We start from the raw sequence: 12,824 nt of genomic DNA on the forward strand, positions 1-12,824 counted from the left end.
AATCATGTTCGGCAGGCTGAAGGACTGGCGGCGCGTCGCCACGCGCTATGATCGCTGCCCGACCGTCTTCCTCTCCGCCATAGCCCTCGCCGCAACCATCCTGTTCTGGCTATGAGTCCTGACCCTAAGCCGCCATCGGCGTAATCGACTCCAGCACATCGCCCATCTTACGACGCTGCTCCATCAAGTCGTAACTGATCTGAAGCCGCAGAAAGAACCCCTGGCTCAGCCCCCAGTAGCGGGTCAGGCGCAGGTCGGTGTCGGCGGTGATGGCGCGCTTGCCCAGGACGATCTCGTTAATCCGGCGCGGCGGCACGCCGATGGCCTTGGCCTGGGCCGTCTGGCTCATCCCGATAGGCTTCAGGAAATCCTCAAGCAGAATGTCGCCCGGCGTCGGGTTGCGGACCTGATGACCGCCTACTCTGGATTTCGACATGGTCTCCGCCTTCTCCACCGTGCACCCCGGCGAAGGCCGGGGTCCAGATGCGCACTCTGGTCTTCGCCACGCTCATATAACATTGATTGCTATTCTGAGTGCAATCGGGTGTTCTGGACCCCGGCCTTCGCCGGGGTGCTCGGGGAATGGGGCCAGGCCCGGCAAGGCAGGGGCAGGCGCGGGGTGTCAGGCAAATGGCGCGACAGGTCTATGCGGGCATGCGCCGGGATGGAGGGCCGGTCGGGTTCTGGGTCTACATCATGGCCAGTCGGCGCAACGGCACGATCTACGTCGGCCAGACGGACGACCTGGGCGCCCGGGTTCGTCAACATCGTGAGCGGGCGCGACCCGGCTTCACCCATGACTATGGATGCACTCTCCTTGTCTGGGCGGAATGGCATGAGACCCGCGCCGGCGCCTTCCAGCGTGAACGCCGGATCAAGGAATGGAAACGGGCCTGGAAACTGCGCCTGATCGAGGAGACAAATCCAACTTGGTCGGACAGGCTGGATCACTATCTGCGCGCTGAGACGCCTATCCGTACCGCAACCGGCCCAGCAGGTCGGTGAAGCGGCGCAGGGGGGCCTCGAAGTCCTTGCCGGCCTTCCACTTCTCGAACGACATGACGTTGTCGATGCGGCGGGCGACGAAGGCCTCGGCCGCGTCGCGGCCGTCGAACAGGCGCATCGTCAGGGCCGGGATCAGGATGCCCGACAGGATCGTGCGCTTGGAATAGTGGTTCCAGTCGGTCGCCGTATCGCCCGACCAGCGCCACAGCAGGTCCGCCGTCTCCCACGCCAGCGACAGGCCCAGGTCGGCGTTGGTCGGCAGGGCCAGGAAGCCCGCGCACCGTTTCGACGCCTCCTGGTCGCCCGCCGCCGCCTCCAGCCGGGCGGAAACCGACCGGGCGATGCGTTCGCGGATCTTGAGCGACGCCGCATCGACCTCGGCGAGGGCGTCCATCGCCTTCTGGTCATGCCGTCGCGACAGCAGCGCCGCCAGGTCCCGCGCGCCGTTGGGCAGCAGCAGCTCGACATCGCCCCGCGACAGGCCCGCCGCCGCCCCGGCGTCGCGGGCCAGGCCGTCGCTCCAGCCGATTCGCGGCGCCAGGCGGATCGCGTGATCCAGCACGGCCTGTTCGGTCTCGGTCGCCCAGTCTGTGGGGTGTGCGGTTTGGGTCATGTCGCCAGAATACGCCCGTATGGCGGGCGTTTCGAGCTTTCACATCTGTCTGTGACGATCTGGACAGCCGGGGGGTGTTCGTGTATCAGCCCGCCTTCATCCGAAGGCTCCGCCTCCCGGACGCCTGATTTCATTTGTCTGCCCGTCTCCCTCACAGGACGCGGCGGGCAGCCAAAGGAGAGTTTCACCTGGTTCAGATTTTCGTCCGCGACAACAACGTCGACCAAGCCCTGAAGGCGCTGAAGAAGAAGATGCAGCGCGAAGGCAGCTTCCGTGAGATGAAGCGCCACGTGCACTACGAAAAGCCGTCGGAAAAGCGCGCTCGCCAGAAGGCCGAAGCCGTTCGCCGCGCCCGCAAGCTGGCCCGCAAGCGCGCCCAGCGCGAAGGCCTGCTGCCCGCGCCGAAGCCCCGGGTTCCCGGCGGTCGGTAAGACCGGGCCGCAAGGCTGAAAGATCAAAGGCCGCCCCTCGGGGCGGCCTTTTTGTTTTGCGGTTTGCCGGTGCGGGTCGGCGCACACATCACCGTGCATCCCGGCGAAGGCCGAGGTCCGGATGGCGAGCCCGTCATTCGGCCGTGTCGGTCAGGCCGGAAGCCGAACCGACGAATTCAACCGCCCTTGCCCTTGATCTGCATCCCGGCCTTCGCCGGGATGCACGGAGGTGGGGCGACGGCAGCGGAGACGGGAGTTACCGCCCGCCGCCCCGGATGGCGGCGGCGAAGCTCTTCCAGCTCAGCTTCACATCCGACAGGGCCCCGGCGCGGAAGGCGCGGCCCGCCACCCAGACCATCAGGCCGGCGAAGACGAACATGGCGATCAGGGCGCCGATCGATTCGATCAGCGGCGGATCGCTGGGCATGCGCGCCATCATCAGGAAGGGCGTGAACAGCGGGATCCAGGACAGGATCTTCACCACCGGCGCGTCCGGCGTCTGAAGCGCCATCGACAGGGTCAGCATCGGCACGATCAGGATCATCATGATCGGCCCCATCAGGGTCTGGGCGTCACGCGGCGTCTCGCAGAAGGCGCCGATGGCCGCGAACAGCACGGCGTACATCAGATAGCCGCCGACCATGAAGGCCAGGAACCAGGCCAGCAGGCCGCCCGACCACAGGACGTTCAGGATGTCGGCCGCCTGATCCGGCGCGAACCGCGCCAGACCGCCGAAGCCCAGCACGCCCCAGACCGCCAGGACTGACAGGGTCAGCAGCGCCACGCCCAGCACCTTGCCGGTCAGGATCTCGGACGCCGAGGCCGAGGACAGCAGCACCTCGAGGATCTTGTTCGACTTCTCCTCCATCACGCTGTTCAGCAGGATCGAGGCGCCGGTCAGGATCAGCGACCACAGCATGAAGCCCGCGCCCAGGCCGATCAGGGACGGCAGACGGTCGCGGAACGACACCTCGCCGCCGTCGCGGGACCGGGGCGAGAACACGCTGACGTCCGGGCGGAAGGCCTCGGTGCGATCCACGATCGCCCGGTCGATGCCCGCCGCCGACAGGGTCTCGGTGCGGTTGATCGACTTCAGGGTGTCGCGAATGAAGTCCTCGACCGTGTCGTCGGTCGCCCGCGCGGTCCAGACGCGCGCCGCCGGCGCGTCGCCCTCGCGGGTCAGGAACACGACCGCGTCCAGCCGCTGGTCCGCCTCCTTCTCCAGATGGGCGCGCACCACGGCGGCCTGCGCCTCGCCCGGCGCCGCTGCGGCGATGTCGGCGGGGGTGTCGACGAACTTCAGCCGGGGATTGCCCAGGTTGGCCAGGGCCTGCTGGGCCGCCCCCGGGGGCGCGCCGGAGGCCTTCATCGCCTTCTCGACCTCGGCCTGCTGCCGGGCCGTGCGCCGGTCGGCGTCGTCCTGCATCACCTGGCGGACGGCGGCGGCCAGGCCCTGGGCCCTCACCCCCTCCTCGATCAGGGCGACCTCGCGCACAGGCTCGGACGAGCGGATCAGAACGGGAATGGCGCCGCCCAGCACCGCAAACAGCGGAAAGGCCAGCAACGACAGCCAGAAGCCGACGGTCTTGGCGTAGGCGGCGTATTCGCGCCGCGCGATCAGCAGAATCCGGCTCATTGGGCGATCTCCGATCCGGCCGCGCGCACGGACTGATCCTCGTCGGGTCGGTCGCCCGTCAGATGGATGAAGGCGTCATGCAGGGTGGGTTCGCGCATCTCGAAGCGACGCACGTCCAGTCCGCCGATGAAGGCCGCCTTCAGCGCCGCCTGACCGCCCTGCCCTTTCTGCAAGGCGGCGCGCAGCACCCGCGCCTCGCCGTCGTCGGACAGGATCTCGACCTTTTCGACGCCGGGCAGGGCCGACACGGCCTCCGGCGCGATGGCGCCCTCCAGCTCCAGGAACTGGGATGTCGTCGCCTTGGCCTCGTCCACCGTGCCCTCGAAGGCCTTGCGCCCCCGCGCCAGCAGCACGACCTTGTCGCACAGGCGTTCGGCGTGCTGCATCACATGGGTGGAGAACAGGACCGTCGACCCCTCGGCCGCCAGACCCCGGATCATGGCCTCCAGCCCCTGTTGATTGACGGGATCCAGGCCGCTGAACGGCTCGTCCAGGATCACGAACTCCGGCCGATGCACGACCGAGGCGATCAACTGGACCTTCTGGGCCATCCCCTTGGACAGCTCCTTCATCTTCTTGTTGCGCGACGCGCCCAGGCCCTGCTGCTCCAGCATGTCGCGGGCGCGCTTCTTGCCCTCGGACTGCGGCAAACCCTTCAGGGCGCCGAAGAAGGCGATGGCGTCCACCGGCGTCATCTTCTTGTAGAGGCCGCGCTCCTCGGGAAGGAAGCCGATCCGGTCGCGCACCTTGCGCCCGTCGTCGGCGCCCAGGATGTCGATCGCGCCGCTGGTCGCCGGCTGCAGGCCGAGGATCATCCGCAAGGTCGAGGTCTTGCCCGCGCCGTTCGGGCCCAGGAAGCCGCAGATCGCCCCCTTCTCGACCTGAAAGCTGAGGTCCTTGACCGCCTGGAACGATCCGTAGCGTTTGTTCACGCTCTCCAGCGTCAAGGCCGCCATCGTCACTCTCCGTCCTGCCATCGGCGACGAGAGTCGTAGCAGGGGATTCGCCTCGATGGCCAGCGAAGCGGGCTATTCGAGCGGCGCCGTCGCCTTGACCTGGAAGCTGCGCCCGATGACGCGCTGGGGGTTCAATTGCACGCCGTTGCGCCGGATCTCGAAATGCAGGTGCGGGCCCGTGGAATAGCCGGTCGACCCGACGAGACCGACGCGGAACCCCGCCGGAACCACATCCCCGCTGGCCACGTCGATGCGGCTGAGGTGGGCATAGAAGCTGGTCATGCCGTTGGGGTGGCCCAATTCGACGAAGTTGCCGTAGCCGGCTGGATCGCGACCGATCCTCACCACCCGCGCCTCTGCAGACGCGACCACCGGCGTGCCGGTCGGCGCGGCGATGTCCACGCCCTTGTGCATCCGCGCGCCCGGTTCGCCGCCCAGCCGCCGCATCCCGAACAGGGAGTTGATGGCCCGGCCGGGCACCGGCTCGGCGAAGGTCATGGCGCGCATGATGGGCCCCGCCGGCTCGGCCTCGGCCAGCACCGGCGGCGCCGCCGGCGCCACGGCGGCGGGAACATCCTCGGGGGCGGGCCGTTCTTTCGGAGCAGCGGCCAGGGTCACAGCGCCCAAGGCTGCGATCACGAGCGCGCCGGTGCGACCGGAGCCTAAAATGAGTGTCTGCACGGCAGGCGGCAGTCGGCGCATGGCGTCGTCGGCTCCGTCGTCGCTTTGAAAGCGGAAAAATCGAATGCGGCCGTGCAAAAGCGAACGGCCGCCGTTGCGGGCGGCCGTCCTTGTGACTCGCCGGGAAGGCGAGAACGGGGGCGGTTCGGGGCGCCAATGCGGCGCCCCGTGCGGCAGGCGGTCGCGCCTACTGGATCGGCAGCGTCAGGGTGATGCCGCCCATATGGCTGTCCGCATGGTCGCCGAAGCGACCGCGATAGCCGATCTCGACCTTCAGCGGACCATAGTCGCCCGAGAGGCCCGCGGAGGCCAGGATCTGGCCGCCGAACGGCTCTTCGACATGACGACCCAGACCCTTCGCCGTGTTGGCGACGATCGAGGTCACCACCGCGTCGGAACTGTCGTCCAGGGCGTCACGATAACCGCCCTCGGCGAACAGGGCGAAGCCGCCCATATTGGCCTCGGCCCGCAGGGTCGCCTCGGCCGACAGCACGGTGACGTCGCGATCGGCGTAGCGATACTGGGCCGCGGGGCCCTGTTCTTCGAAACCCTCGACGCCGCTGTTGACCCAGGTCAGGGCGACGCGCGGCGAAATGGCCAGCCCTTCGCCGCCGAACCACATGCCGCCCTGAACCCGCGCGCCGAAGCTGGCGGCCGTGGTCGATCCGGTCATGACGATCGGGTCGAGGGCCGACATCCGGCTGACGTCGATGTTGTCATGGCTGGCGCCGGCGGCGGCGTTCATGAACAGGCCGCCCGACCGCCACCCGGCGTAGACGTCCAGAGACAGGGTCTCCACATCCGCGATGACACGGCCCGAGGTCACATCGGTGGTGCGATAGCCGCCGGCCAGTCCGACCTTCCACGTATCGGCCCATCCATGCTCGATGCCCATGCGCGCGCCTCGCGTCTCGGACTCGAACGCGCCGATGACGCCGCGAGCGTCTGTGTCGGTGGTGTCATAGGTCACGCCGCCGAAGATGGCCGTCCCCTCGCCCCAGGCCTCGTGCGACGACAGTCGTTCTGAGCCGAAGTCGAGATCGGTCTCGCGATGACGGAAGGCGGTCTCGCCCAGGACCGCCGTCTCCGAGCCTCGATCGCCGTAGTAGAGATAGTCGTTGGCCAGCTTGGCGATCAGGCGATGTCCCAGGGCGGTCGGATGCACCCCGTCCAGATAGAAATAGCCGCTGGAGTCGCTGCACAGGGTCACGCCGTTGAAGCAGGCCTGGGTGACGTTGGTGATGCCGAAGCGATCCGGGCTGCCGGCGATCACGTCGCCGATCTTGAACAGATCCATATAGATGATGTTGGTGTTCGGCTGAGCCGCCGCCGTGGCCGTCAGGCCGTTGAACAGGGCGGTGTTGAAGGTCGTCACGGCGAAGTCCGCCAGCGGCGCCGCCGCCGTTCCCCGGAACTGGGGCGTCAGGCTGAGCTTGGGCAGGTTGGTGACCAGCACGGTCCCGGCCCCCGCCGAGGCCACGCTGTTGACCAGGAAGTTGACATCGGTCGCCGCGCCCGTGGCCACCGGGGTGATCGCGCCCGTCGGATTGGCGCTGGCGCCGGCCGCCGGCAGGCCCTGGAAGATGTTGTTGGCGCCGCCCAGAATGCTGACCAGATCGCCCGAACCGAACCGCCCGCCCGCGCCGAGGTAGGCCGCGAGCTGAAGCCGCATGCCGGGAGGCGAAGCCGCGCTGTCCGTGCGCGCGCCGCCGAAGGCGTAGTTGATGCTGCCGTTCACGGGCGCCCCGGCGGCGTAGCGGCCGAGGTTGAAGCCCAGCAATTCCACGAAGGTCGGCCCGGTCGAGAACCGACCCTGCCAGTAGACCGGCGCCGGCGGCTGGGTTCCGCCTGTGACGGCGAACAGATTGCCGTTGTCGCTCAGGCTGTCGCCGAACACGACCAGGCGGTTGTAGGTCTGGGCCGAGGCCGCTCCGGCGCAGGCGACGGCGGCGACGGTCAGCGCGGCCAGCGCCGCGCCCCGATGAAATCTAGACATGGATCCTCCCATCGGCCGTCATGATGCGGCCGTTGGGGGCACTGTGCGCCGCTCCGCGCCGAGTTCAAGTCGCCGTTAGGGAAGGTTCGGACGAAATTTCACGCGCCGATCCAAACGCGCATCAGTGCAGAAGGCGGAACTTCAGCGTGCCCGAGACCCCGCGCAGCGCCGTCAGCGCCTCGGGATCATAGTCGCGATCCACGTCGGTGATGACGTAGCCGATGTCCTCGTCGGTCTTCAGATACTGGCCGAGGATGTTCAGACCGGCGGACGCCAGTTCGCGATTAAGCTCGAACATGACGCCGAGCTGGTTCTTGTGGATGTGCAGGATGCGGTGACCGCCCGAGACCTCCGGAAGCTGCACGTTCGGCAGGTTGACGCAGAAGGTGGTGTCGCCGCGGTTCATGAAGTTCAGCAGACGCTCGGCCGCGAACTCGGCGATGGCCTCCTGCGCCTCTTCGGTCGATCCGCCGATGTGGGGCGTCAGGATCACATTCTTCAGGCCACGCAATGGACTGTCGAAGGGATCGGCGTTGGTGCGCGGCTCCTCCGGAAAGACATCCAGCGCCGCCCCCGCCACCCGGCCGGACCCCAGGGCCTGGGCCAGGGCGCCGATGTCCACCACATGGCCGCGGGACAGGTTCAGGAACAGGGCGCCCGGCTTCATCCGCGAGAACTGGGACGCGCCGATCAGGGCCGTGTTCTCCCGACGCCCGTCGACGTGCAGGGTCACCACGTCCGCCTCGGCCAGCAGCTCGTCGAGCTGACGCACACGGCGCGCGTTGCCCAGGGCCAGCCGTTCCGACAGGTCGTGGAAAATCACCCGCATGCCCAGGGCCTCGGCGATCACCGACAACTGCGATCCGATGGCGCCGTAGCCCACAATTCCCAGGGTCTTGCCGCGCAACTCCTTCGAGCCGTCCGCCGACTTGTTCCACTGGCCCTGGTGCATGGCGGCGGACTTGTCGGCCACGTCACGCATCAGGGCGATGGTCAGCCCGACGGCCAGCTCGACCACTGAACGCGTGTTCGAATAGGGCGCGTTGAACACCGCGACGCCGTGATCGGCGGCCGCCTTCAGGTCGATCTGATTGGTGCCGATGCAGAAGGCGCCGATGGCCAGCAGGCGGTCCGCAGCCGCCAGCACGCGGGGCGTGACCATCGTCTTGGACCGGATGCCCAGAACATGCACCCCCTTGATCCGCTCGATCAGGTCGTCCTCATCCAGGGCCCCCTTCATCGTCTCGACCGAATATCCCTCGTCGGTCAGTCGCTCGACCGCCGCCGGATGGATGTTCTCGAGCAGAAGCATCCGGATCCGCGAGCGCGGGTAGGACCAGCGCCCCATGAACCCCTCGGCGAACAGCAGCTCGTCCATCGAGGCCGCCTCCGCATCGGCGGCGGCCACGACCGGTTCGCGGCGGGCGATCTCGGTGAAGGCGTAGAAGCGGTCGGCGGCCCCGGCCAGCTTGACCTCGGCGTCGTTCCAACCGTCTCCCACCATCACCACAGGACCTTTGAGGCCCAGGGCCTTGATGACCTTCGGCTTGCCGTCGGCGTGGGACAGTGGATTCGCGTCGTCCACACCGACCACCCGGCCGTCTGCATCATAGACCAGGTCGTTGCAGAGCACCCTTTCCGGCGACACCTGCAATCGCTCGGCGATCGGGGCGATGATCTCGCGAAAGCCGCCGGACAGAATGTAGATGGTCTCCGCATTCTCGTTGAAGAAACGAAGATTGCGCCGAACGGACGGCGTACCCTCGTCGAGAACGCGCGCCGCCAGGGCCTGCACATGCTCCCGGCGCAGCGGCAGCAGCGCCAGTCGCCGCCTCAGGGCGTCACCGAACCCGATTTCTCCGTTCATGGCCTGATCGGTCAGGGCCGCGATCCGGCCGCGCACCTCGGCGGCGTCGGGACGTCCGTCCAGACAGACGTCAGCCAGGGCCTCGAGCGTTTCAACCCGCACAAGGGTCGAATCGAAGTCGAAAATCAGCGTCGGCTTGATCTGAGTCGAGGGGGAGGCGCTCATGCGCGGCTGTTTCGCCGAAACGGCCTCCCCGCGCAACGATTATGCGCGCGATCCTCAGAATTTGGCGATGCGGCGCACGCGGCTGTCCGGACGACGGCTTTCGAGCGCAGCCGCGCCGATCGCGGCGGCGATGGTCGCGACAGCCAGAAGGGCACCGCCCTCCTTCGCATGATCACGCGCATAGCGACCCGCGCCGTCGGCGTACATCCGGGCCTTCTCACCCGCGTCATGGGCGTAGCCGCGCGCCGCCTGGGCGTAGCGCCGACGCTTGGCGGGCGACATGGCCTTCCTGCCGCGCTTCAGCCATTTGCGGGCGCCGTGACGCGCGTCGTCTCCGGCCTCTTCGGCGCGTTCACCCAGGGTTTCGACCCCTTCGGCCACGCCGCGCGAAATGTCGTCGAAACGACGACGCAGGGCCTCGGCGTCGATCCAGCCTCGCGGATCCAGACGTTCCAGCAGTTCTTCATATCGACGCGGCCCGGTGCGCTGGCTCAGCAGCAGGGTTCCGATGGCCACGCCGGCCACGACCGCCAGGGCGCCGGCGACGATCCCGGGATGGCGCCGGACCTCTTCGGCGATGTCAAAATCCTCGAGCATGATCGTCCTCACGAGCCAGGGTTGAGTTAGCTTGGGTTGAGCTAGACCATAACAGCGAACCGGGCGCGGATCGGTTCCCCCGGCGCGCCCGGGATATGCGCCCCTTACCATATGGTCGCCGCCTTCCTATCTTACCGCGCTTCCGTTCCCTGAGCCGCCTTCGGACCTGCCCGTGACCCAAGCCGCCCCCTCCCCGACCGACGACCTCGCCGCCGCCTTCCAGATCGAGGGCTGGCCTGTGCGCGGCCGGCTGGTGCGGCTGGGCGCGGCGATCGACTCCATCCTGTCGGCCCACGCCTATCCGGAGCCCGTGGCCGCCCTGCTGGGCGAGGCCTGCGCCCTGGCGGCGCTGATCGGGTCCAGCCTGAAGTTCGAGGGTCGTCTGATCGTTCAGGCCCAGGGCGACGGGCCGGTGCGCTATGTCGTGGCCGACTACGACACGGCAGGCACGCTGCGGGGGTACTGCCGCTTCGACGAGGCCGAGGTGGCCGCGGCGTCGACCGGCTTCGCCCGGCCGGGCGCCAGATCGCTTCTGGGCCAGGGCGTCTTCGTCATGACCCTGGATCAGGGACCGGACTTCGATCGTCACCAGGGCATCACCCCGATCGAGGGCGAGAGCCTGTCCCTGTGCGCCGAACACTATTTCGCCCAGTCGGAACAGGTGCCGACCAAGGTGCGGCTGGCGGTCGGCCGGGTGACGGGCGCGGACGGGGTCGAAACCTGGCGGTCGGGCGGCGCCATGATCCAGATGGTCGCCGGCGACGCGTCGCGCGGCGACACCGAAGAGGTCTGGGACCGCAGTCGCGCCCTGTTCGCCACCCTCGGCGATGACGAACTGATCGACCCGACCATCACGCCGGACGTGCTGTTGTTCCGTCTGTTCCACGAGGACGGCGTGCGACTGGAGGACGCGCGCGCGCTGTCGGCCGTGTGCCGCTGCTCGCGCGACCGCATCGCGTCCGTGCTCGGCTCCTTCTCACCGGCGGAGCGCGACGGCATGATCGAGGATGACGGCAAGATCCGGGTCACCTGCGAATACTGCGCCTCGGTCTACGAGCTCGATCCGGAGGAGGCGACGGCGAGCTGAGGCAGGTCGAACTTCCGCCCTCGACCTGTCGGCGATGTCAGTTGAACCGTCGTCGCCCGACGATCATTGAAGCCGAATGATCACCGCCTTCGTCGCCGCCCTGGCGCTCACGTCCGCGCCACCGCCATGCCGCTTCGAGGGTGAGCCCCGCACCTGGACCCGTCAGGCCCTGACGGCCTGGGACCGGCTGGACGCCCAGCGCCTGCATATCGCCCGACCGACGACGCCGACGATCACCCTGTTCGATCAGACCTGCGTCTATCGGCTGGTCCCTGACCGGCGAGGCGGTTTCCAGGTCGGGGGGCGGCGGTATCGCCCAGAAGCCTCGCCTCACGCCGGCCAGATCGCCCTGCCCGACGGATCGACCGTGCCCGCGCGCCGGCTGGCCTTTGCCTCGCCGATGACATCGACGACAGGCGAGGACGGCATGTTCTTCATCATGGCCCTGCCGTCGCTGTGGCGCGCCGACCCGGCCGAGGCCCGGGATCCCGCGCGACTGGCCATGGTCGTCTTCATGCATGAGTTCGCCCACAGCCAGCAGGCCGAGGGCCTGGGCGAGCGCGTCGACGACATGCTGAGCGGCGGCCTGCCCGAGGACGCTGACGATGACATCGTCCAGGACCGGTTCGCCGCCCTGCCCGGCTACGCCGCCGCCTATGCCCGCGAACGCGATCTCTTCTATCAGGCCGCTTCGGCGCCGGATTCAGTGACGGCCCGTCTGCGCCTCGTCGAGGCGGCCCGCGCCATGAAGGCCCGCCGCGACCGCTGGTTCCGGGACGACGACGCGCTCTACGCCCAGGCGGACGATGTCTTTCTGACCCTCGAGGGCACGGGCAATTGGGCCGCTTTCGCCTGGCTGACCGACGCGCGCGGCGGCGGCATGAACCGGGCCGACGCCCTGAGCTTCATTCGGGGCGCGGGGACGCACTGGAGCCAGGATCAGGGTCTGGCGGTCATCCTGGCGGTGGATCGGCTGATCCCCGACTGGCCCCGCCTGGCCTTCGGTCCGGACGGCGTCACCGCCGACATGCTGATCGCCTGGGCGACGCTCGACAGATCGGCGCCGGACGGGAACTGACCGTCCGTCAGTGCTCCAGGTCGAGCGAATAGCCGGCCGAGCGCACGGTGCGGATCGGGTTGGCGCTGCCGCCGACGTCCAGCGCCTTGCGCAGGCGACCGACATGGACGTCCACCGTCCGCGCCTCGACATAGACGTCCGAACCCCAGACCGCGTCCAGAAGCTGCTCGCGGCTGAACACCCGGCCCGGATGACGCATGAAGTGATCCAGCAGGCGGAACTCGGTCGGCCCCAGATGAACCTCGGTGCCCGCCCGCCGGACCCGATGGGCGACGCGGTCGATGACGATGTCGCCGTGGCCGACCCGATCGTCAGCCAGGCCCGGCCGAATGCGGCGCAGAACCGCGCGGATGCGCGCCACCAGCTCGACCATCGAGAACGGCTTGGTCAGATAGTCGTCCGCGCCGGTGTCCAGACCGCGGACCCGGTCCGACTCCTCGCCCCGCGCCGTCAGCATGATGATCGGCAGGTTGCGGGTTTCCGGACGGCCGCGCAGGCGGCGGCAGACCTCGATCCCGGACACCTTCGGAAGCATCCAGTCCAGCAGGATGATGTCCGGCATGCGCTCATCGACCTGCATCAGGCCTTCCTCGCCGTCGGCGGCGACGGCGACGTCATAGCCTTCCTTCTCCAGATTGTACTGAAGCAGGGTGGAAAGCGCGTCCTCGTCTTCCATCACCAGGATGTAGGGCTGCACGATCGTCGTCTCCGG

13 protein-coding genes and 2 pseudogenes are annotated in these 12,824 nt (G+C 68.4%); 5 read left to right on the forward strand and 10 right to left on the reverse strand.

What is annotated here, in order from left to right; genetic code table 11:
- Positions 1–115, forward strand: a pseudogene (locus tag ACO2Q1_RS06975) (IS5/IS1182 family transposase); the annotation flags it as partial.
- A gap of 9 nt (positions 116–124) precedes the next feature.
- On the opposite strand, the gene ACO2Q1_RS06980 reads toward ACO2Q1_RS06975, so the two are convergent.
- Positions 125–436 carry a HigA family addiction module antitoxin gene (locus ACO2Q1_RS06980; RefSeq protein ID WP_423328775.1) on the reverse strand — a complete coding sequence of 104 codons (312 nt, stop codon included), beginning with the start codon at positions 434–436 and terminating at the stop codon, positions 125–127.
- Between the two features lie 194 nt (positions 437–630).
- Between ACO2Q1_RS06980 and ACO2Q1_RS06985 the strand changes: the two genes are divergently transcribed.
- On the forward strand, positions 631–1,005 hold the full coding sequence (locus ACO2Q1_RS06985; RefSeq protein ID WP_423328776.1) for a GIY-YIG nuclease family protein: 375 nt from the start codon (positions 631–633) through the stop codon (positions 1,003–1,005).
- On the opposite strand, the gene ACO2Q1_RS06990 is transcribed toward ACO2Q1_RS06985, so the two are convergent.
- Positions 971–1,618, reverse strand: coding sequence for a COQ9 family protein (locus ACO2Q1_RS06990; protein WP_423328777.1), 648 nt, complete (start codon positions 1,616–1,618; stop codon positions 971–973). The two genes, ACO2Q1_RS06985 and ACO2Q1_RS06990, sit on opposite strands and share 35 nt — an antisense overlap.
- A gap of 188 nt (positions 1,619–1,806) precedes the next feature.
- On the opposite strand from ACO2Q1_RS06990, the gene rpsU reads away from it, so the two are divergent.
- Entirely contained in the window at positions 1,807–2,049 is a 243-nt protein-coding gene (rpsU, locus tag ACO2Q1_RS06995) for a 30S ribosomal protein S21 (RefSeq protein ID WP_087120183.1), read from the forward strand.
- Between the two features lie 256 nt (positions 2,050–2,305).
- Here the strand turns inward: rpsU and ACO2Q1_RS07000 are convergent, their stop codons facing one another.
- From ACO2Q1_RS07000 to ACO2Q1_RS07030, 7 genes and pseudogenes are all read right to left on the reverse strand, one after another.
- Positions 2,306–3,685, reverse strand: a complete 1,380-nt coding sequence (locus ACO2Q1_RS07000) for an ABC transporter permease (RefSeq protein ID WP_423328778.1) — start codon at positions 3,683–3,685, stop codon at positions 2,306–2,308.
- A complete protein-coding gene (locus ACO2Q1_RS07005) occupies positions 3,682–4,641 on the reverse strand; it encodes an ABC transporter ATP-binding protein (RefSeq protein ID WP_423328779.1) in 960 nt (319 codons plus the stop codon). Before ACO2Q1_RS07005 ends, ACO2Q1_RS07000 begins: the two co-directional genes overlap by 4 nt.
- A 72-nt stretch (positions 4,642–4,713) precedes the next feature.
- A complete protein-coding gene (locus ACO2Q1_RS07010) occupies positions 4,714–5,259 on the reverse strand; it encodes a M23 family metallopeptidase (RefSeq protein WP_423329038.1) in 546 nt (181 codons plus the stop codon).
- Between the two features lie 250 nt (positions 5,260–5,509).
- Positions 5,510–7,318, reverse strand: coding sequence for an autotransporter domain-containing protein (locus ACO2Q1_RS07015; RefSeq protein ID WP_423328780.1), 1,809 nt, complete (start codon positions 7,316–7,318; stop codon positions 5,510–5,512).
- 121 nt (positions 7,319–7,439) lie between these two features.
- Entirely contained in the window at positions 7,440–8,666 is a 1,227-nt protein-coding gene (gene serA / locus ACO2Q1_RS07020; RefSeq protein ID WP_423329039.1) for a phosphoglycerate dehydrogenase, read from the reverse strand.
- Positions 8,667–8,804: 138 nt separating this feature from the next.
- Positions 8,805–9,350: pseudogene (locus ACO2Q1_RS07025) on the reverse strand (HAD-IB family phosphatase); the annotation flags it as partial.
- A 54-nt stretch (positions 9,351–9,404) separates the two neighbouring features.
- Positions 9,405–9,947, reverse strand: coding sequence for a hypothetical protein (locus ACO2Q1_RS07030; RefSeq protein ID WP_423328781.1), 543 nt, complete (start codon positions 9,945–9,947; stop codon positions 9,405–9,407).
- 172 nt (positions 9,948–10,119) lie between these two features.
- On the opposite strand from ACO2Q1_RS07030, the gene ACO2Q1_RS07035 reads away from it, so the two are divergent.
- Positions 10,120–11,034 carry an Hsp33 family molecular chaperone gene (locus ACO2Q1_RS07035; protein ID WP_423328782.1) on the forward strand — a complete coding sequence of 305 codons (915 nt, stop codon included), beginning with the start codon at positions 10,120–10,122 and terminating at the stop codon, positions 11,032–11,034.
- 76 nt (positions 11,035–11,110) lie between these two features.
- Positions 11,111–12,112 carry a hypothetical protein gene (locus ACO2Q1_RS07040; RefSeq protein ID WP_423328783.1) on the forward strand — a complete coding sequence of 334 codons (1,002 nt, stop codon included), beginning with the start codon at positions 11,111–11,113 and terminating at the stop codon, positions 12,110–12,112.
- 7 nt (positions 12,113–12,119) lie between these two features.
- On the opposite strand, the gene phoB is transcribed toward ACO2Q1_RS07040, so the two are convergent.
- Positions 12,120–12,809, reverse strand: a complete 690-nt coding sequence (gene phoB / locus ACO2Q1_RS07045; RefSeq protein ID WP_423328784.1) for a phosphate regulon transcriptional regulator PhoB — start codon at positions 12,807–12,809, stop codon at positions 12,120–12,122.
- Between the last annotated feature and the right edge of the window lie 15 nt (positions 12,810–12,824).

Origin of the sequence: Brevundimonas sp. VNH65 (genome assembly GCF_049445955.1) — a bacterium.
Taxonomy (GTDB): Bacteria; Pseudomonadota; Alphaproteobacteria; order Caulobacterales; family Caulobacteraceae; genus Brevundimonas.